The organism is Mycobacterium sp. UM_11, assembly GCF_001414075.1.
GTDB lineage: Bacteria > Actinomycetota > Actinomycetes > Mycobacteriales > Mycobacteriaceae > Mycobacterium.
Map to the genome: position 1 here is coordinate 1 of NZ_LATC01000044.1, position 20,319 is coordinate 20,319.

General features: G+C 67.9%; 17 protein-coding genes and 1 pseudogene. 12 read left to right on the top strand and 6 right to left on the bottom strand.

Annotated features, from left to right (window positions below; translation table 11 throughout):
• A pseudogene (locus WU80_RS13125) lies at positions 1-471 on the top strand (SulP family inorganic anion transporter); the annotation flags it as partial.
• A gap of 22 nt (positions 472-493) precedes the next feature.
• Here WU80_RS13125 and htpX read toward each other — a convergent pair.
• Together htpX and grcC1 are read right to left on the bottom strand one after the other, a co-directional pair.
• Positions 494-1,348: a zinc metalloprotease HtpX gene (gene htpX, locus WU80_RS13130; protein WP_055403117.1), complete on the bottom strand. Its 855-nt coding sequence runs from the start codon at positions 1,346-1,348 to the stop codon at positions 494-496.
• 72 nt (positions 1,349-1,420) lie between these two features.
• Complete coding sequence (gene grcC1, locus WU80_RS13135) at positions 1,421-2,437, bottom strand: nonaprenyl/(2E,6E)-farnesyl/geranylgeranyl diphosphat synthase (protein WP_055403118.1); 1,017 nt, start codon at positions 2,435-2,437, stop codon at positions 1,421-1,423.
• Positions 2,438-2,452: 15 nt separating this feature from the next.
• On the opposite strand from grcC1, the gene menJ reads away from it, so the two are divergent.
• Together menJ and WU80_RS13145 are read left to right on the top strand one after the other, a co-directional pair.
• Positions 2,453-3,679 (top strand): menaquinone reductase, encoded by a 1,227-nt coding sequence (gene menJ, locus WU80_RS13140; protein WP_055403119.1) that lies wholly within the window; start codon positions 2,453-2,455, stop codon positions 3,677-3,679.
• Between the two features lie 64 nt (positions 3,680-3,743).
• Positions 3,744-4,097 (top strand): DUF732 domain-containing protein, encoded by a 354-nt coding sequence (locus tag WU80_RS13145; RefSeq protein ID WP_055403120.1) that lies wholly within the window; start codon positions 3,744-3,746, stop codon positions 4,095-4,097.
• A gap of 7 nt (positions 4,098-4,104) precedes the next feature.
• Here the strand turns inward: WU80_RS13145 and WU80_RS13150 are convergent, their stop codons facing one another.
• On the bottom strand, positions 4,105-4,797 hold the full coding sequence (locus WU80_RS13150; protein ID WP_055403121.1) for a demethylmenaquinone methyltransferase: 693 nt from the start codon (positions 4,795-4,797) through the stop codon (positions 4,105-4,107).
• A gap of 55 nt (positions 4,798-4,852) precedes the next feature.
• Here WU80_RS13150 and WU80_RS13155 point away from each other — a divergent pair, with 55 nt between their 5' ends.
• A complete protein-coding gene (locus tag WU80_RS13155; RefSeq protein WP_055403122.1) occupies positions 4,853-5,677 on the top strand; it encodes an SDR family oxidoreductase in 825 nt (274 codons plus the stop codon).
• Positions 5,678-5,695: 18 nt separating this feature from the next.
• Here WU80_RS13155 and WU80_RS13160 read toward each other — a convergent pair whose 3' ends face one another.
• Entirely contained in the window at positions 5,696-7,075 is a 1,380-nt protein-coding gene (locus tag WU80_RS13160; protein ID WP_197281232.1) for an amidohydrolase family protein, read from the bottom strand.
• Positions 7,076-7,217: 142 nt separating this feature from the next.
• Here WU80_RS13160 and WU80_RS25440 point away from each other — a divergent pair, with 142 nt between their 5' ends.
• On the top strand, positions 7,218-8,015 hold the full coding sequence (locus WU80_RS25440; RefSeq protein ID WP_082459841.1) for a hypothetical protein: 798 nt from the start codon (positions 7,218-7,220) through the stop codon (positions 8,013-8,015).
• A gap of 150 nt (positions 8,016-8,165) precedes the next feature.
• The gene (locus WU80_RS13165) at positions 8,166-9,404 is read left to right on the top strand and encodes a cytochrome P450 (RefSeq protein WP_055403123.1); all 1,239 of its coding nucleotides are present in this window, start codon (positions 8,166-8,168) and stop codon (positions 9,402-9,404) included.
• A 15-nt stretch (positions 9,405-9,419) separates the two neighbouring features.
• Here WU80_RS13165 and WU80_RS13170 read toward each other — a convergent pair whose 3' ends face one another.
• Entirely contained in the window at positions 9,420-12,026 is a 2,607-nt protein-coding gene (locus WU80_RS13170; protein WP_055403124.1) for an FAD-dependent oxidoreductase, read from the bottom strand.
• A 169-nt stretch (positions 12,027-12,195) separates the two neighbouring features.
• On the opposite strand from WU80_RS13170, the gene WU80_RS13175 reads away from it, so the two are divergent.
• The 6 genes from WU80_RS13175 to WU80_RS13200 all read left to right on the top strand — a co-directional run bounded on the left by WU80_RS13175 (position 12,196) and on the right by WU80_RS13200 (position 19,534).
• On the top strand, positions 12,196-12,648 hold the full coding sequence (locus WU80_RS13175) for a hypothetical protein (protein WP_055403125.1): 453 nt from the start codon (positions 12,196-12,198) through the stop codon (positions 12,646-12,648).
• Entirely contained in the window at positions 12,645-14,801 is a 2,157-nt protein-coding gene (locus WU80_RS13180) for a peptidase domain-containing ABC transporter (protein WP_055403126.1), read from the top strand. Before WU80_RS13175 ends, WU80_RS13180 begins: the two co-directional genes overlap by 4 nt.
• A 9-nt stretch (positions 14,802-14,810) precedes the next feature.
• Positions 14,811-17,885: a lantibiotic dehydratase gene (locus WU80_RS13185; RefSeq protein ID WP_055403127.1), complete on the top strand. Its 3,075-nt coding sequence runs from the start codon at positions 14,811-14,813 to the stop codon at positions 17,883-17,885.
• Positions 17,886-17,974: 89 nt separating this feature from the next.
• On the top strand, positions 17,975-18,211 hold the full coding sequence (locus WU80_RS13190; protein ID WP_055403128.1) for a hypothetical protein: 237 nt from the start codon (positions 17,975-17,977) through the stop codon (positions 18,209-18,211).
• A 175-nt stretch (positions 18,212-18,386) separates the two neighbouring features.
• A complete protein-coding gene (locus WU80_RS25845; RefSeq protein WP_055403129.1) occupies positions 18,387-18,572 on the top strand; it encodes a hypothetical protein in 186 nt (61 codons plus the stop codon).
• Between the two features lie 200 nt (positions 18,573-18,772).
• Complete coding sequence (locus tag WU80_RS13200; RefSeq protein ID WP_082459842.1) at positions 18,773-19,534, top strand: RNA polymerase sigma factor; 762 nt, start codon at positions 18,773-18,775, stop codon at positions 19,532-19,534.
• 42 nt (positions 19,535-19,576) lie between these two features.
• On the opposite strand, the gene WU80_RS13205 is transcribed toward WU80_RS13200, so the two are convergent.
• A complete protein-coding gene (locus WU80_RS13205) occupies positions 19,577-20,203 on the bottom strand; it encodes an FHA domain-containing protein (protein ID WP_055403130.1) in 627 nt (208 codons plus the stop codon).
• Positions 20,204-20,319: the final 116 nt, after the last annotated feature.

Sequence of the window (20,319 nt, forward strand, 5' to 3'; positions counted from 1 at the left end):
GATGTGTATAAGAGACAGGCCCACATCGAAACCGCCTCGAAGCACGGCGATCTCGCCGTGTACGTCGTCACCGCCGTCAGCGTCGTCTTCCTCAACCTGCTGCACGGGGTGCTGATCGGGCTCGCGCTGGCCATCGCGCTGACCGGGTGGCGGGTGATCCGGGCCAAGGTCGAGGCCAAGCCGGTCGACGACGAGTGGGAGGTGACCATCGAGGGCGCCGCGTGCACGTTCCTGGCGCTCCCGCGCCTGACGCGGGTGCTGACGTCCATCCCGGCCGGAACCGTTGTCACCGTGCATGTTTCGGTGCACTACCTGGATCACGCGGCGCACCAGACGATCAGCGACTGGCAGCGCCAGCACGAGGCCAACGGCGGCACGGTCCGCATCCAGGGCGCGCTCGAGACGGGTCACTCGCCGCGCAAGGCCGAGGGTGAGCTGGTGGAAACCGAAAGGCCCGAGGCGGCTGCGTGATTGGGGGTTAGCGCGGGCAATATCAACCCCGCGCCATCGCCTCCAGCCGGCGGATGCGGTCCTCGATCGGCGGGTGCGTCGAGAACAGCGAGCCGATTCGCTCACCCGCGCGGAACGGGTTGGCGATCATCAGGTGCGCCTGGCTGGCCAGCTGCGGCTCCGGGGGCAGCGGGGCGGCCTGCACACCGCCGGAGATCTTGCGCAGGGCCGACGCCAGGGCCAGCGGATCGCCGGTCAACGCCGCGCCCGACTCGTCCGCCTGATACTCCCGTGACCGGGAAACCGCCAGCCGCACCACGGTCGCCGCGATCGGGCCCAGCAGCGAAACAAACAGCAGCGCAAAGGGATTGCCTTCGTCGTCGCGGTCGCCGCCGAGGAACATCGCCATGTAGGACAGGGCGGTGATGATCGACGCCATCGCGCCGGCGATGCACGAAATGAGGATGTCGCGGTTGTAAACGTGCGACAGCTCGTGTCCCAGCACCGCGCGCAGCTCGCGCTCGTTGAGGATCCCCAAAATGCCGGTGGTGCAACACACCGCGGCGTTGCGCGGGTTGCGCCCGGTCGCGAAGGCGTTGGGCGCGTTGGTGTCGCTGATGTAGAGCCGCGGCATCGGCTGGTGCGCGGCGGTGGCGAGCTCGCGCACGATCCGGTACATCACCGGCGCCTGCAGCTCCGACACCGGCTGCGCGTGCATCGCCCGCAGCGCAAGCTTGTCGCTGTTGTAGTACGTGTAGATGTTCATCCCGACGGCGAACAGCACCGCCAGGAACATCGCCGTCCTGCCGAACAGCGAGCCCACAAACACGATCAACGCGGACATACCGACCAACAAGGCGAAGGTCTTCAGCCAGTTGGCATGGGGATGCCAGGTCATCGGTGTCCTCCTTGGAGCATCAACTATCGCTCATTGAACGCCTGAAACGGCGGCCAAGGTTCCCCCGACGCGCTAGCCGTGCCGGCTGATGGTGTAGTCGACCAGCGTCTGCAGCGCCCGCCGACCGGGCAGGTCGGGCAAAAGGGCCAGCTCGTCGCGGGCCTGCGCGGCGTACCCGGCCAACGTTTCCTTGGCCTTCGCCATCCCCGGGGAGGCCCGCAACAGCGCGAGCGCCTCGGCCACCGCGTCGTCGTCCTCGATGGGCCCGGCCAGCAGCTCGCGCAGCCGCGCCGCGTCGGGCCCGGTTTCGCGCAGGGCGTAGAGCATCGGCAGGGTGTGCACGCCTTCGCGCACGTCGGTGCCGGGCAGCTTGCCCGACTCGTGCGAGTCGCTGTCGATGTCGATGATGTCGTCGGAGATCTGGAAGGCGGTGCCGACGATGCCGCCGAGGCGGCTGAGCCGCTCGACCTGCTCGCCGTCGGCGCCCGAGAACATGGCCCCGAACCGGCCGGCCGCGGCGATCAGGCAGGCGGTTTTCTCGTACACCACCTTCAGGTAGTGCTCGATCGGGTCCGCCCCCTCGGCGGCTCCCGTCAGGCCGCGGGTCTCCCGCATCTGCCCGGTCACCAGTTGGGCGAAGGTCTCGGCGATCAGCCGCACCGCCTCCGGGCCCAGCCGCGAGACCAGGCGCGACGCGGTGGCAAACAGGTAGTCGCCGGCCAGGATCGCGACGTTGTTGCCCCAGCGGACGTTCGCGGTGGGCGCGCCCCGGCGCACCTCGGCCTCGTCCATCACGTCGTCGTGGTAGAGCGTGGCCAGGTGCACCAGCTCGATGACCGCGCCCGCGATGGTCACCTCGTGCGCGTCGGGGTTCGGCCCCAGCTGCGCGGACAGCACGGTGAACAGCGGGCGGAATCGCTTGCCCCCGGCCTTGAACAGGTGCGTCAGCGAGTCGATCATCACGTCGTCGGCGCCGCGCAGCTCGGTGTCCATGAGCTGCTCGACCCGCCCGACGCCGTCGCGCACGGTCGCCGCGAATGCGGCGTCGCCGAAGTCAACGCCCGCCACCACCGTCGCCGGAGTCCTCACGCGACCAACATACTGGTGGATGTGTTGACCGGAGCCGACGTGGTGGTCGTGGGTGCCGGACCCGCGGGTTCGGCGGCCGCCGCGTGGGCCGCGCGGGCGGGCACCGACGTGCTGGTCGTCGATTCAGCCAGCTTCCCCCGCGACAAGGCGTGCGGGGACGGGTTGACCCCGCGCGCGGTCGCCGAGTGCGAGCGCCTCGGCCTGGGCGACTGGCTGGACACCCGAATCCGGCACCGGGGCCTGCGGATGAGCGGGTTCGGCGGCGAGGTGGAGGTCGGCTGGCCGGGCCCGTCGTTTCCCTCGACCGGCAGCGCGGTGGCCCGACTCGAGCTGGACGACCGAATCCGCAAGGTGGCCGAGGAGTCCGGCGCGCGGATGATGCTCGGCACGAAAGCGGTTGCGGTCCATCATGATCCGTCCCGGCGAGTGGTGTCGCTGACGCTGGCCGACGGCACCGAGGTGGGTTGCCGGCAGTTGATCGTGGCCGACGGGGCCCGGTCCTCGCTGGGCCGCAAGCTGGGCCGGCGGTGGCATCAGGAGACGGTGTACGGGGTCGCCGCCCGCGGGTACCTGACCACCCCGCGCGCCGACGACCCGTGGCTCACGTCGCACCTGGAGCTGCGCTCCCCGGACGGTGCGGTGCTGCCCGGCTACGGCTGGATCTTCCCGCTCGGCAACGGGCAGGTGAACATCGGCGTCGGGGCGTTGTCGACGTCCAAACGGCCGGCCGACCTGGCGTTGCGACCGCTGATCAACTACTACACCGACCTGCGCCGGGACGAGTGGGGCTTTACCGGGGCGCCGCGGGCCGTGTCGTCGGCGCTGCTGCCGATGGGCGGCGCGGTGTCCGGGGTAGCCGGGCCCAACTGGATGCTGATCGGCGACGCGGCGGCCTGCGTCAACCCGCTGAACGGCGAGGGCATCGACTATGGGATGGAGACGGGCCGGCTGGCCGCCGAGCTGCTGGACTGTCGCGACCTGTCGCACGTGTGGCCGTCGCTGCTGCAACAGCATTACGGCCGGGGGTTCTCGGTCGCGCGCCGGCTGGCCCTGCTGCTGACCTTTCAGCGGTTCCTACCCGCGACCGGTCCCATCGCGATGCGCTCCCCCAGGCTGATGACGATCGCCGTGCGGGTGATGGCCAACCTGGTGACCGACGAGGACGCGGACTGGGTGGCACGGGCCTGGCGGGGCGGCGGGCGGCTGTCCCGGCTGCTCGATCGCCGGGTGCCGTTCAGCTGAGCCCTACCCCGTCCGGCCTGCTGTTTTTCCCCGCGCCCCAGATGAGAGGTGTATAGTCCGGCTAATGAAGGGAACGAAGCTGGCTACTATTGGCGGCCTGGCCGCCACCGCCATTGCGCTGGCCGCGCCGGCGCTGGCCTCGCCGCCGCCGTCCAACGACTACGACGCGCCGTTCAAGAACACCGTCAACGGGTTCGGCATCTACCAGCCGCAGGATCAGCTCGCGTGGCTGGGCAAGATCACCTGCGACCGCATCGGCCGCGGCGTGGACGGTGACCCGTACAAGTCGGCGAACTTCATTCAGCACAACCTGCCGCGCGGCACCACCCAGGGCCAGGCGTTCCAGTTCCTCGGCGCCGCTGTCGACCACTACTGCCCGGACCAGATCGGGTTCGTGCAGCGCGCCGGCACTCACTAAGCAGTTCTCAACGCAGCGGCTTGTAGGCCGCGTGCAAGGCCACGATGCCGCCGGTCAGGTTGCGCCATCGCACCGCGGCCCAGCCGGCCCGTGAAATGTCGTGCGCCAATCTCGTCTGGTCGGGCCACGCCCTGATCGACTCCGCGAGGTAGACGTAGGCGTCGGGGTTGCTGGACACCGCGCGCGCCACCCGGGGCAGCGCCCGCATCAAGTACTCCTTGTAGGCGGTGGCGAACAGCGCGTTGGTGGGCGTGGAGAATTCGCACACCACCAACCGGCCCCCCGGCCGGGTGACGCGCGCCATCTCGCGCAGCGCCGCCTGCGGGTCGACGACATTGCGAAGCCCGAAACTGATTGTGACAGCGTCGAATACACCCTCGCCGAACGGCAGCCGGGTGGCGTCGGCGGCCACCTTCGGCACCCTGCGGGCGGCGCCCGCCGCGAGCATGCCGACCGAGAAATCGGCCGCCACGCACCACGCCCCCGACTTCTCCAGTTCGACGGTGGACACCGCGGTTCCCGCGGCCAGGTCCAACACCTTCTGGCCCGGTCCGATCGACAGCGCCGACCGGGTGGCCTGCCGCCAGTAGCGGTCCTGGCCCAGCGACAGCACGGTGTTGGTCACGTCATACCGGCGGGCGACGCCGTCGAACATCGACGCGACGTCCCGGGGGTCCTTGTCCAACGCCGCGCGACTCACGATGGAAACGCTACCTGCCGGGAATGAGAAGGCCACATCGGCGTTGTAGCAGTGCGTGACTGAAAAAGTTTGGTTTATCACCGGTACATCGCGGGGTTTCGGACGGGCGTGGGCAATAGCGGCGCTGGAGCGCGGCGACAAGGTGGCCGCGACGGCGCGCAACACGGCATCGCTGGACGACTTGGTTGAACAATATGGCGAGAGGCTGTTGCCGATCCGGTTGGACGTCACCGATCGGGACGCCGACTTCGCCGCGGTCAAGCGGGCGCACGACCACTTCGGGCGCCTGGACATCGTGGTGAACAACGCCGGCTACGGGCAGTTCGGGTTCGTCGAGGAGCTCTCCGAGAGCGACGCGCGCGATCAGATCGAGACGAACGTCTTTGGGGCGCTGTGGATCACCCAGGCCGCGCTCCCATACCTGCGCGATCAGGGCAGCGGCCACATCATCCAGGTGTCCTCGATCGGTGGCATCACGGCATTCCCCTTGGTCGGCATCTACCACGCGTCGAAGTGGGCGCTGGAGGGCTTTTCGCAGGCGCTTGCGCAAGAGGTCGCCCCGTTCGGCGTGCACGTCACGCTGATCGAGCCGGGCGGTTTCGACACCGACTGGGCCGGGGATTCGGCCAAGCACGCCGACCCGCTGCCGGCGTACGACGAGGTTCGCGCCGCCGTGCAGGCCGAGCGCAGCAAGCGCTGGGCCAGCCCGGGCAATCCGGAGGCATCGGCCGCGGCACTGTTGAAGGTGGTCGACGCCGAAAAGCCGCCGCTGCGAGTGTTTTTCGGTGCGTCACCGCTGGAGACGGCCAAGGCGGACTACGAGAGCCGGCTGCGTACCTGGGAGGAATGGCAGCCCGTCGCGGAGCTGGCGCAGGGGTAGCTAGAGGGTCGCAAAGAATCAAGCCCAAATGGGTCCGACGGGTCGGTAGACGTTCGTCAGCGCCTGCCGAATGGCCGACAGTTTGGGGGCACGGTCTTTCCCCGGTCGAATGGCGTACCTCGTGTCCAAAAGCATTTGTCGCCCCCAGGCGCGAACGCTTTCGTATTCCTGGTCGACGTGGCCGAATAGTACGGTCACGAAACCTACTTGACCGTAGACAACGTCGCCGCCGATCATGACCAGCTCCACCTCCGCGGGGGTCGACTGGCAAATCGACTCGTATGGGTCGTGATCTTGACGCGCCATAACCACCAGGTCGGCAGCGCGCCCGACCTCCAAGCGGCCCAGCTTATCTCCCAACCCTGCGACGCCCGCGGCCCCGGAGGTGACCATCGTGACCAACTCTTTGGCCGTCATCGGATGATTCTGGTTTTTCAGCTCCTCACGAGCGACTTTCATTTCCGCGAGCAGGCTCTGCGAGCCGCTCGGAAGCCAGTCCGCCCCGAGGGCCACGGGCATGCCGATGTCGAGAGCATCGGCGACATGGGTCGTCTGGTCGTAGAGCCTCAGATTGGATTGCGGCGACCAGACCAGCCGTGCTCCCACCGCGTGGGCCTGCTCGAACTGTTCGCGGCTCAATGCGGTGCCGTGAATGATGATGGTCGCGGCGGTCAGCCCACCCAACTTCACTAAATGGTCGAACTCATCCTGCGACCGCTGATTGTCAGCTCGCCCCTCGGCCAGGTGCACGTACAGCGCGTTCACTTCGCCGGCATCGATCGACTCGAGGATCTTCTTGAAAGCGGGGCCGCCGCGCGGTGAGTCGAGGCTTGACGGGAGGTCGATCACCGCGCGCGCACGATGCTCGCCGAAAATCGTTCCGTCGACATTGCGAACCATCGACTCTTCGGACCCTTGTGTCTTCAGGCTCGCGCCCTGGATCGCGGTGACGCCTCCGACGAGGGCCCGTATCTCCGCATAGCGCAGCTGATAACCCGTCGGCAACGTGCTGAGCAGATCGTTCTGCGGTTCCCGGATCAGTTCCTGATATGGCTTACTGCTCCGCCATGCGTACCTATTGACGTAGGTCTTTGGCGGCTCCCACGGAGCGAAGACGTTGAACTCAGGATGGCCGTGGAGATCTAGCATTCCGGGCAGAATTACACCGTCCGTCTGCAAGCACGAAAATACGCCCTCCGGCTGTTTGGTGCTGATGTCGGTAATCACCCCGCCTGCCACCGTTATCCAGCCATCTTGGGTGCTGTCGGGCGTGATCAGCGTTCCGCCGATTGCGACAGCCTGATCGGGTAGCGCGAACCCGCGGACATCGAGGCCGTCCAAGCCCCGGGCCTCCGGGATCTCCAACGCGTCGGGCATGCCTTGCAGGTAGGCGTCCATGAAGAGATTGGATCTACGTGTTTGTGTCATGTCTTCCTCCACCTAAGACGTAATCAGTCTTAATCCGGAATGGGCCTCCTCGGCGGATAATGGACGAAACTGATGCACTAGATCTTGATGCGACCGAGGACTGAGGGGAAACATGATCAGCTTCGACAGCGGCCCACCATTGGCATTCGCCGAGCACTTCGCAAAGTTGCCGGAAATCGCCGAGGAATACCGAAAATACTTTTGGTATGACTGGGGTCCGGTTTTCTACCGGGGCCGTCTGACCGGAGACGCGCGATTGATCGGTATCGGGTCCGACCCGGGACCTACCGAACGTATCGTTGGACGGACCCTGGTCGGCGACGCCGGTCAACGCGTCCAAGGATTTGTGGCCAAGCTGGGTCTGACCCACTCCTACGTTCTGGTCAACGCCTACCCGGTGGCAGTGCATCCCTCAAACGTCGGTGAAGCCAAGCCTGTGCTGGCAGACCCACAACAAACCGCTTGGCGAAATCGGTTCTATGACATGCTTGTTGGGCCCAGCCTTGAGGCCGTTGTCGCGTTCGGCGCGAATGCCTCGGCAGCGCTTGAACTATGGACGACGAAACCGGACGTACCAACGTTCCAAGTGCCGCACCCGTCGAGCCATGACACCACAACTTTGCTCAACAAGTGGCGCGCGTCCGTCCCTGAACTTCGCAGCGTGATAACGCCCGACGAGGACGGCGACACAACACTGCCCAACTATGGCGATTCATTCGAAGAAGCTGACTACCAGCGGATCCCGTCAGTTGATCTTCCATTCGGCCTGCCGCCCTGGATGGGCGACGACTCGTGGGGACGGCGGGCGCAACCTAGGCACAACAATTGCGTGAGCCGCCCACCTAACGACCCCGACCACACACTTATTTGGCAGGCCCCGACAGAGGCTGAATTCACCTTGAGCCACTGACGCGCTGTTCGGGTCGCGACTTCGACACCAGGCGCAGGCTCAACTGTCATCTGTACGCAAAGACAGGTAGTCGGCTACGCATGTGGTGGGCTCTCGCGCCCCTGAGACTCGGTGGTGGAAGCACACCACCGACGACTCACGGGGACCACCATGACCATCACGGTTGACGCGCCGACCTGCCCGAGTGTGTTTGATGCCGGCCTTCCCACGATCGACTACGAGCATTGCCGCAACATCGAGGAGGCCCACGCGATCATCCGCGGCGCGCGCCAGCAAGCGTCGATCGCCATCGGCCCGCACGGCCCGGAATTGCTGACCTACGAACTGGTTCGAACCGTCTTGCGCGACCCGCGATTCCGCGTGCCCCAGGGCATGTTCCTTGCCTCGCAGGGCATCACCTCCGGCCCGCTGTGGGAGCGCGTCGCGACCAACCTGATCAGCCTCGACGGGGCCGAGCACCACCGGCTGCGCCGGCTGGTGTCCAAAGCCTTCACCCCACGAGCCACCGCGCGGCTGCGTACGACGATCACCGACGTGATCAACGAACTGATCGACCACCACATCGCAGCCGGGCGCTGCGAGGTGGTCGTCGACATCGCCCGCCAGTACCCCATCCCGATCATCTGCGCGTTGTTGGGCGCCCCGGCCGGGGACTGGAAGCTGTTCTCGGAGTGGACCGACGACATCTTCAAGGTCTTCAGCTGGGACGTCGCCGCCCACCAGCGCAGCATCTTGGCCGCGTGGGACGAGCTCGACGCCTACATCGACGGCATGGTCGCGCAGCGCCGCCACAACCTGACCGACGACCTGATCTCCGACCTGATCCGCGCCGAAGACGACGGCGACCACCTCACCGCCGATGAGCTGCGGATGCTGGTGGCGGGCCTGCTGATGGCCGGCACCGACACCACCCGCAACCAGCTGGCCGCCTCGGTACACGCGCTGTGCGACCGCCCCGACGAGTGGACGTTGCTCGCCGAGCATCCCGAGCTCGCGAACGGCGCGGTCGAAGAGACCATGCGGCATTCACCGGTCGTTGGCGCCACCTTGCGCATCGCGCTCGAGGACGTCGAAATCGCCGGGGTCGCAATCCCCGCCGGCACCCTGGTCATCGCGAACACCGCCGCCGCCAACCGCGATCCCGCCGTCTACGACGAACCCGACCGCCTCGACATCACCCGGGCGGGGGCCCCGCCGATGCAGACGTTCGGCGCCGGCATGCACTACTGCCTGGGCGCCAACCTCGCGCGGCTCGAGCTCGCCGAGGCTCTGGCGGTCATCACGCGGCGCATGCCCAACGCCCACCGCACCGGACCCGCCCCGTGGAAGCCCCTCACCGGGCTCAGCGGACCGGCAACGTTGACGATCAAATTCAGCCAGTACAGCTGACCGTCGCGTCGGCAATCAGGCCATTGAGTGCGAAATCGGTGCTGCCGCAAAGAATTCGCGCAGCGAATCGGCCATCCGCGTCCGCACCGGTGCACCCGAGATGACCACGTCGACCATGGCCGGCGACAGGTGGGTGTGGCCCCGAGCGCGCACATGCTCGGTCGGTACGCCCGCCGCTTCGAGCGCGGCGGCGTAGGCCTCGCCGACGTCGCGCAGGGGATCGAACTCGGCGGTCACCACGATCGCCGGCGGCAGCCCGGACAGGTCGACGGCAGTCAAGGGGGCGAATCGCGGATCGTCGCGATCCGCCGCGTCGATGTAATGGTCGTAGAACCAGCGAAGTAGCGGCGTCGTGAGGCCGTAGCCGTCCGCATTCTCGATGAAGGATGCGCGCGTCATGTCGCCGGACGTCACGGGCGTCAACAACACCTGGCCCGCGATCGTCGGGCCGTTCATGTCCCGCGCCAGCCGGCACACCACGGCCGCGAGGCCTCCGCCCGCGCTCCAGCCGCACACCGCCAACCGACCCGGGATCCCGCCGAGCGCCCCGGCGTTGTCGGCGACCCACCGCACCGCGGCCATCGCGTCGTCGACGGCCGCAGGGAAGCGATGCTCGGGCGCATGACGGTAGTCCGCCGAGACCACCATGGCGCCGCTTCGCGCGCACAGGTCGCGGCACAGTGGATCATCCGAGGCGGCGTCACCGAGAACGTAGCCCCCGCCATGGAAATACACGACCAACGGGTGCGGGCCCGCGGTAGTGGGCCGGTAGAGCCGGTACGCCAAATCGCCGGCGGCGCCGGACAACACACCGTCGACGATCTCGCCGACATCGGGTCCCGGCGGCCGAACCATCGACATCTGCGCGTACAACGCGCGGGCGTCCTCGACGGCCATCGATTCCATCGGCGGCAGGTTCATCTCCGCCGCGGCGTTGAGGACCATCTCCACGTCCGGCTGCAACCGGCGCACCACCCCGTCGTTGCACCGAGAGCCGGCGGGACCGGACAGGCGGAAACCCAGATAGTCCCGGGCGACAACCTCATCACAGCCGGCGCGGTAGAAGTCCAGGCCCGCGCAATAGGCCAGGAAAACCCGCGGCTTTCCGGGCACATTGGCGCCCATGTACCACGAGTTCGCCGACGGGTAGAGCGTGATGTCGGCGCAGTCGTTGACGTGTTGCGTCCACCCGGCTTCGGCCGTTTCGGTGGGCTCGATGACCTCGAAACCTTCCGCGCCCAGGTAACCGAGGCAGTCGAGCACCCAGTCCGCGTGCTGTTCGATCGACACGACCATATTCGTCAGCACCGAGGGGCTACCGGGGCCGGTGATGAAAAACAGGTTGGGAAAGCCGGCCGTGCTCAGCCCGAGGTACGTCTGCGGGCCGTGCGCCCATTTGTCCTTGAGCGCCACGTCGTTTCGGCCCCGGAAGTCGACGGCGGTCAGCGCGCCGGTGACGGCGTCGAAACCGGTGGCGAAGACGATCGCGTCCAGGGCGAACGACTCGTCGACGGTGTCGATGCCCGTTTCCGTGACTTGCCGGATGGGGTGCTTGCGGACGTTGACCAGGCGCACGTGCGGCAGGTTGTAGGTGGCGTAGTAGTTCGTGTCCAGGCAGGGCCGTTTCCCCGCGACGGGGTGATCGGTGGGGCATAGATCGGCCGCCGTCTGCGGATCGTCGACGATGGCGCGGATCTTGTTGCGGAAGAACTCTGCGAAGTCGGCGTTGGCCGCGGCGTTGCTCATCACATCGGAGAATGCGTTCACCGATTCGAACAGCAGGCCGCCGGACCAGACTTGCTCGTAACGTCGTTGCCGTTCGGCCTCCGACACGCTGAAGGTCGGGGTGATGCTTCGCTCCATCGGAATGCCGGCCGGTGAAATCCTTGCCGCCGCACGGTATTCCGCCTCATTCGCGGTTTGCGCGAGCTTCTCGGCCGACAACGGGCCGTTGCGCGCCGGGATCGAAAAATTCGGGGTCCGCTGAAAGACCACCAGTTCTCGCGCTTGCTGGGCGATGATCGGAATCGATTGCACTCCAGAGGATCCCGTGCCGATCACCGCCACCCGCTTGCCGCGGAAATCCACCGGCCCGTGCGGCCAGTTGCTGGTGAAGTACACGTCGCCGGCGAACCGCTCGAGTCCGTCGACCTCGGGCGGCTTCGGCGCGGAAAGGCAGCCCGTGGCCATCACGACGAAACGACAGGTGAGCTGATCCCCCGCGCCGGTGGCGATCCGCCACAACGAGGCATCGTCGTCCCAGCTCGCCCGCTGCACCCGTGTCGAGAAGGTGATGTGGCGCCGCAGGTCGTGCTTGTCGGCGACGTGATTGAGGTACCGCAATATCTCCGGCTGGGTGGCGTACTTCTCCGACCACTGCCAGTCGCGGCGCCAGTCGGGATCGAAGCTGTACATGTAGTCGACGCTGGGCACGTCGACCCGGGCGCCCGGATAGCGGTTCCAGTACCAGGTGCCGCCGAGGTCGTCGCCCGCCTCGAAGACGCGGAATCGGTAACCGGACCGACTTAGCCGGTAGGCAAGGTACAGGCCCGCGATGCCCGCGCCCACCACGACGACGTCGACGTCCGGCCGCAGCCGGTCTGTGCTGGCTGTATCGGTCATCGTCCGATGATCCCGCCACACCCGGCGGCTGTCTTGAGTACGGCAATACTCGCTTTGCTGCCGACCGGGGCCGACGAGCATCGGCAAAATGCGTCACCGTCTCGCGCCGCTCAAGCTCCTACCCGTCAACGAGGCCCAATTGGGGCCGACCGCCACCTAGGAGCGACGGATGGAAACCGACCGAAACAGCGATGACCGCCCGGGCCGCCATGAGCCGGTGTTTCGTGAGCGGTGGCGCGACCGCCAGTCCGCTGCGAGCCGCCCCGGTGAACTCATCAAGCAGCAGGGGTGGGTGAACCCGGGCCTTGTCGCACTCACCGTGCTGTTGGCAGCGGGCGCGGTGTACGCCGGTACCGTCAGCGTCGCGCAGACCGAGGCGCTACCAGCCGTCGCTCAAGGCGTCTGGGTCACGGCGAGTCGTGAGGGGGTGACACCGCCCCCACCGGGTGCGCCCGTCCAGTTCCGGGACCCCTCCGGCACGACGCAGGGCGTCGTCGTCGATGTGACCGCGACCGAGGTGAAGGCCGAATTGGCCCGTCCCGTTTCGGCACCGGCCGGTGAACTTGTTGTCCCACAGGGACGGCGGCGGCTGATCGGCGTGCTGATGCCGAGGCTGCGGTGAAGGGACGGACGCGGGCGATCCCGTACATCGCGCAGGCCGAGATGGCCGACTGCGGTGCCGCCGCGCTGGCCATGGCGCTCGGCTATCACGGGCGCCACGTTTCGCTCACCGAGATGCACGAAGCCACCGGGACCGGGCGCGACGGCGTGGACGCGTTGCGGCTAGCCGAGGCCGCGTCGGCGTACGGGTTGCGCGCCCGAGGGGTCGCCACCGAGCTCGACGACCTTCGGGACCTGCCGCGGGGCACCATATTACATTGGGGTGCAGCACATTTCGTTGTTCTCGACTCGACGTCACAGCGCGGCGTGACCATTGTCGATCCGGCCGCCGGGCGCTACCGGCTCAGCTGGGGCACCGTCAACGACCTCTACAGCGGCGTCGCGGTCATCCTGGAGCCCGGCGACAGTTTCGCGGCCGGTGGCCGGAAGGCCCCGGGGGCGTTGCATCACGCCCGGCGCCTGCTGGCCCGGTCGAGCGGAATCGCCCGCGTGCTGGTCACCTCGGTGGTGGTGCGGGTGATGGCGCTGGCGGTGCCGGCGCTGACCGGCGTGATCGTCGATCGGGTGGTGCCCAATGACGACGGGCGCTTGCTGAAAGTGCTGGCCGCCGTGATGGCCGCGCTGATCGGCTATTCGGTGCTCGCGACGTATCTGCGCGCCCAGCTGCTGTTACGGCTGCGCAGCCGCCTGGACGTCGACATGACGCTCGACTTCCTCGAGCACCTGGTGGACCTGCCGTACGCCTTCTTCATGAAGCGCTCCTCGGGGGACCTGATGATGCGATTGCGCAGCAACGCCACCGTTCGCGAGATCCTCACCACGGGCACCATCTCCGCGCTACTCGACGGCACGCTGGCCACCCTCTACCTGGTCGTCATATTCGTCCTGTCGCCGGCCCTGGGCGTCCTCGTCTGCGGGCTGGGTGCTGCCCAAGTCGCCGTGCTGTTCGCGGCACGCCGCCGCAACCAGCACCTGATGGGCGAGGCGCTGGCCACCGAGGCCCGCTCGCAGTCCTATGCCTACGAAATGTTTTCGGCCGTCGAGACGCTCAAGGCCGCCGGCGCGGAGCGTCGCGCCGTTTCTCACTGGACCAACCTGTTCGTCGCCGAAATGAATGTCTCGCTGCGCCGAGGGCGACTGGAGGCCCTCGTGTCGACCGCGATCCACGGCCTGGCGCTGTTGTCCCCCATCGCGGTGCTGCTGGTTGGCGCCGCCCTGACATCCGGCGGGCAGCTGTCGCTGGGCACCATGCTCGCCCTGGCCGCGCTGGCAACGGGATTCCTTGAGCCACTGGGCATTCTGGTCGCCACCGCGTTGCAGGTGCAGCTGCTCGGCAGCTATCTGGCCCGCCTCGACGACGTGTTCAACACCCCCACCGAAACCGCCGGTCGCGAGCTGCGGCATGCGCCGGAGCTCACCGGGTCGGTACGCGCCGAACGACTCACCTTCCGCTACGACCCCCACGGCCCACCGGTCGTCAACGACGCCAGCCTCGAGGTGCGCCCCGGACAGGTCCTGGCCATCGTCGGGCGTTCCGGCTCAGGCAAATCCACGCTCGGCCGGCTGCTCTTGGGTCTCTACGCCCCCTCGGAGGGCCGCGTCCTGCTCGACGGCATGGACCTTGCCGCCCTGCACCCGCGCAGCGTGCGCTCCCAAATTGGCGTGGTGACCCAAGACCCCTATATCTTCGGGCTGCCGATTCGCGACAACCTGGTGCTGGGCAACCCCGGCCTGCCGCTGGAACGGCTCGAGTCAGCCGCGGAGCTGGCCGGCATCGCCGACGATATCCGCGCGATGCCAATGGGATTCGATACCCCGCTCGTCGACGCGGGCGCATCGCTCTCGGGTGGTCAACGCCAACGGCTTGCCCTGGCGCGCGCGCTCGCTCCCCGGCCGCGGATCTTGTTGCTCGACGAGGCGACGAGCAGCCTCGACACCGTCACCGAGGCCAGGGTCCACGCCAACATCGCCCGACTCGGATGCACCGTCATCGTGATCGCGCACCGACTGGCCACCGTGATCGACGCCGACCAGATCGTGGTGATGGACAAGGGCCGGGTGGTCGAGGCCGGGTCTCACCTCGACCTGATGGCCGCTGGTGGTCATTACGCACAACTCGTAGCCGGACAACTCGTCGGCGAGACGACCCATTAGGAGCTGGAAATGAACGAATCGACATCCGCACTGAAGCCGAGTGGCTTCTTCGTGATGCGGGCACCGTTGCTCCCACTGGAGGAATTGGACCGCCTGCGCGCCGACTCCACCTACTGGCGCAGCCTGGTCGCGCGGCCGGAGATTCGGGAGGCGCTGCACCTCGCCTCGCCGGGGTTGACGCGCCGCTTGGTGGCGGGCGATCCGGACGCCCGAGTGATCGCCTCTGTGACCGCGTACCTGACCCGCATGTGCACCCGCGCAACACCATTCGGGCTCTTCGCCGGCTGCTCGCTGGGGAAGGTGAGTCCGGAACCGGGAGCTACCGCGCTGGTGGTCGACGGTCCGGAAGGGGTGAGCCGGCACAGCCGACCCGACACGGAGGTGCTGGCCGCGCTGGTGGAACGGCTACTGGCCGACCCGGCGACACGGCCGTCGATGAAGGTGGAACCCAACTCCAGCCGCTACCACGCGGCGGGCGCCATGCGGCTCATCGAAAGCCGGCTTCGCGACGGCCGTCGCACGCATCACCTGGTGGTGGTCGAGGACGACGCGCCGTTGCGGTGTGCGCTGGAGGGGGCCGCCGGCGGCCGCGTGGTGGACCGAGTCGTCGAGGCCGTTGCCGAGGGGGTCGGGGTCGAGCGCGACGAGGCCCGCGAATACGTCGACGCCCTGATCGAGGCCAAGGTCCTGACACCGGTGGCCGAGCCCGCGGTGACGGGCGCCGAACCGCTGACGCAGCTGATGTCGTCGCTGAGCGGGCCGGACTTCGCCGCGACGTCGGAGGCGTTGCGGCGCGTATGCGAGGAGCTCGCCGGTCTGGACGCCGCCGGGATCGGCAATCCGCCGGAGGCCTACGAGGCGGTCGCCGCGACGCTGCTCGAGCTGGCCGGTGCGGGAGACGAGGCGCGGCTGGTCCAGGTCGACCTGCACCGGGCGGGCTCGGGTTTGACCCTGGGGTCGGACACCGTGCGGCTGCTGACCGAGGGCGTGCAACTGCTGCATCGGCTGTCCACGGGCGGCGAGGATCCGGCGCTGACCCGCTTCAAGCAGCAGTTCGCGGCGCGTTACGAGGACCGCGAGGTCGCCCTGATGGAGGCGCTCGACGAGGAGATGGGCATCGGGTTCGACGCGTCGACGCACCCGGCGGCCGACGAGTCGCCGCTGCTGGAGGGCATGGACCTGGGTGGCCCGGCCCCGCACTACGCGTTCACCGCCCGCGACGCGGCATTGCTCGACCTAGTCATGCGCGTTCGCGACAGTGGCGCCGCGAGTCTCGAGCTCGACGCCGCGACAGTCGCTCGACTCGAGTCGTCCTCGCCGTCGCCGGCGCCGTTGCCCGACGGTCTGGCCGTCAATGCCAGCCTGCTCGAGGACGGCGTCGAGATCGACTGTGCCTACGGGCCTTCGGGGGCGCAGCTGCTCGGCCGGTTCTGTCACGGCGATCCCCGCCTGTCCGACGCGGTCCGAAACCATTTGCGCACCGAGGAGGCGCAGTCGCCCGGGGTGGTGTTCGCCGAAATCATCCATTTGCCGGAAGGCCGGGTGGGCAACGTCTTGGCCCGGCCGGTGCTGCGTGACTACGAACTGGTGCTGTTGGGGCGTTCGGGCTCACCCGCGGACCGTCAGCTCGGCGTCGACGAGCTGACCGTGCGGCTCGAGGGTGACCGCGTCGTCCTCTATAGCCCGCGGCTGGGCGCCGAAGTCAGGCCGCGGCTGACCACCGCGCACAATCCGGCGTGGCGCGGTTTCGGGGTGTACCGGTTTCTCGCCGCGCTGCAAAGCGACGGCGTAACCGGCGGACTCGCGTGGGATTGGGGCGCCCTCTCAGGGGCGCCGACGTTGCCGCGGGTCACCTCCGGGCGCCTGGTGTTGGCGCGGGCCCGCTGGCGGCTGTCGGCGGACGAGATCTCCCTGGTCACCAAACCCGACGCCGTGCCCGGCTGGGCGGCCCTCACTCGCCAGCGGGGGCTACCCGGCGAGCTGCTCATCGCCGACGGTGACAACCGCCTGTACGTCGACACCGCCAGCCCGGTCCTGACCGCCGCGGCCGCGAAGGTGCTCCGCGGGCGGAGTGAGGCGATCGTCGAGGAGGTGCTGCCCACCGGGGTCGCCACCGGGCCGCAGGGCCGGTTCGCCCACGAACTCATCGTGCCGTTCGTCCGCCGCGGCGAGCCGGCACCCGCCCCCAGATCGTGGACCGCGCCCAAGGCGCAGCGGACCTTCGCGCCCGGCAGTCGGTGGCTCTACCTCAAGGCGTACGCGGGTACCGCGTCCGCGGATCGCATCCTGACCGACACCGTCGGACCCGTCATCGCGAAGCTGCGCGAAGGCGGCGTAGTCGACCACTGGTTCTTCCTGCGCTATGCCGACCCCGAACATCACCTGCGGCTTCGGTTGCATGGTGACCCCGCGGCACTGCGTGACCACGCCTTACCGGCACTGACCGACGCGCTCGCCCCCCACCTCGCCGACGGCACGGTATGGAAGCTGGCCACCGACACCTACCACCGCGAGATCGAACGGTACGGCGGCGACGCCGGCATCGAACTGGCCGAGCGCATCCACGCCGTCGACAGCGAGGCCGCGCTGCAGGTGCTGGACCTGCTTGACCTCTGCGGCGACGAGGCGGCCGACGCCCGCTGGAAGCTGTGCCTGTACGCCACCGACCGCCTCCTGGCCGACGCGGGCCTGGACATCCGGGAGCGCCGCGAGTGGGCCAGGAGCGGGGCTGCCGGCTACCGGCCCGAATACCCCAACGCGGCCAACCTGGACCCCGGGATCGGGCAGCGCTGGCGCCGCGAGCGCGCCGACGTCACGGCGCTGCTCGATGACACCAAAGAGCACCCGTACGAGTCCGCGCGCCAAGCGTTCGGGCGGCGATCCGAGCGGCTGGTGCCGCTGCTTGCGGAGCTGGCGGACCTCTGCGAGTCCGGTGGGCTGACCCAGTCCTATTCGGACCTGCTGCACAGCTTCAGCCACCTGAACGCCGTGCGGCTGCTGCGCTCGGCCGCCCGCACCCACGAACTCATCCTGCTGAGCTTCCTCGATCGCCACTACGCGAGCCAGTTGGCGCGGGCCAAATAGCGTCACGATTTGCCCGCTTCGTCGCTCCTACCTGTGAGCACGGGCCAAACCCGGTCCGCGCCAACACAAATCACAACAAGGAGAAGACAATGAACACCAACCACGCCAAGCTGGTCCTGCGCCGGCAGAGCATTCGCGCCCTGACGGCCGACGAGCTGCGCATGGCCCACGGCGGCGAGGGCGGCAACGGTACCGGCGGCGGCAACGGCACGGGCAAGACCACCAAGCACACCACGGTGCCCACCACAGGGACCCACACCGGCACCCGCACCAATCCGACGCTGACGGCCACGGATCTACCCCAACAGACGGTCACCGTGGCCTAGCCGCAATGGCCGCCCGAAAGAAACTGCCCCACAAGCGATTCCGTATCGATTGTGGGGCAGTTCTCGTTGTCGTGGCATGCAAAAAGATGTCACCCTTCGACGGCGCCGGCGCTCCTACCTATGAGTGGGCCCGCCCGGGCTCGCCGTCAACGAATCACAACGAAGGAAAGATCCGATGAGTATCAATCACGACAAGCTCGCGCTGCGCCGCCAGAGCATCCGCACCCTGACCGCCGACGAGCTGCGCTTCGCGCACGGCGGCCGCGGCAACGGCACCGGTACCGGCACCGGAAACGGCACGGGCACCGGCACCGGGAACGGCACCGGCACGCGGACGGCCCACACCAAAACGAAGGCGTGAGCTGCACCAAACACGTCAAAATCGTCGCCGCCGCCCCTAACCGTCACATCGGTTAGGGGCGGTGGTCGTTCGCGTGCTCGGGTACCGGGGCCCGCCCATCGGGCCCTTACCAAATGGGTAGTAAACCCTTCCCGCGCGGGAGCGGAAACTGGCCACCGCGGTGATTACGAACTCATCTACAATCACCGAGCATTTCAGTCATGACTTCCATGACCACACTTCCGAACAGCCGCATCGTCAGCGACGCCGACCTCGCCCGCGCTGCGGCGGCCGGCGACCGCGGGGCCTTGGCCGGGATCTACAACCGGTACGCCGCCCCGCTGCACGCCTACTGCGTGGGCATACTGCGCGATCGCCACGCGGCCTCTGACTGCGTGCAGGAGGTCTTCTGCACCGCGACAACGGAGTTGCCGAAGCTGCGCGACGCGGACAAGCTGAGGCCGTGGCTCTACGCCATCGCCCGTCGCAGCGCGCTGAGAATCGCGGCCGGACGCCGCCGCGAGGCCGCCTACGACGAGCTGCCCGACGATGCGGCAACCGGTCCGGGGCCCTTCACGCTGACGGCGCGCAACGAACTCGCTCAACTGATCGCCCAGGCGGCCCAGGGATTGTCCGAGCGCGACCGCCAGGTGTTGGAGCTTGCCTACCGTCGCGGCCTGGCCGGAACCGAGCTCGCGCAGGCGCTGGGCATGAGCTACGACTCCACCAAAAAGCTCCTGCAGCGGCTGCGCGACACCATCGAGCGCTCGCTGGGCGCACTGTTGGTGGCCCGGCGCAGCGCCCAAACCGGATGCCCCCAGCTCACCGCAGACCTGGCCGGCTGGGACCAGCAGTTCAACGTCCTGATGCGCAAACGCATTGCGCGCCACATCGATTCATGCCCCGCCTGCGACGAATACCGCCGCAGTGCGCTCAGCGCCGTCGCCCTGCTCGGCGGCGGGGTGCTCGACAAGGTGTCGTGATCGCACACGGCCGCGGTAGCCCCGACGGAACGTCCCTCCCGGTCACCGTTGCTGCGGACGACGCTCACGCAGCATGGAACGGTTGACGGCCCCGAGCCGGATGGCCGCGTTGGCTAGCCGGACGCGGCGATCTCCCTCGGTGGTGATGCCGAACTTGTCGTACAGGTGTTGCAGATGTTGCTTGACGGCCGCCTCGGTAACGAATAACTCCTGGGCTACCCGACGTACGGATGCGGGCTCGGGAAACGGGTCATCGGAGACGAAGGGACGGCACAAAGCCTTGAGGACCTCGAATTCGCGCGCGGTCATCCGGGGCGGTCGCAAGATCGACTTACCCGTCTCGGTTTCTTGATCACCCGGCGCTTCGTCGGGTCCCCTTGTCATCCAGAAGACCAACCGTGAACTGCCGAGCCGCAATTCGTCTCCGGACCGCAGGATCCGTTCTGCCGCGATCTTTTCCCCGTTGACAAAGGTGCCGTTGCGGCTACCCAGATCCCGCACGGACCAGGCCTGCCCGAAGTTCTCCAAGACCGCGTGCACGCGGGACACAGTCGCGTCGTGTTCGAGCGCCACCGCATTGGTCAAAGACTTGCCGAGCGTCACTCGCTCACCACTGAGTGCCACCAGCTCGCGTCCTGACGGCTTCCAGACCTCCAGATGGGAAGACATACTGACCCCTCCTATCAGGCCAATTCTGACCCCCAACGCAAAGCTTGGTCGAGAACCGTCCGCCAAACGCGTCGCACCAAACTTGGATGTTAGAACGCAATGCGCTGCCGCGAGAA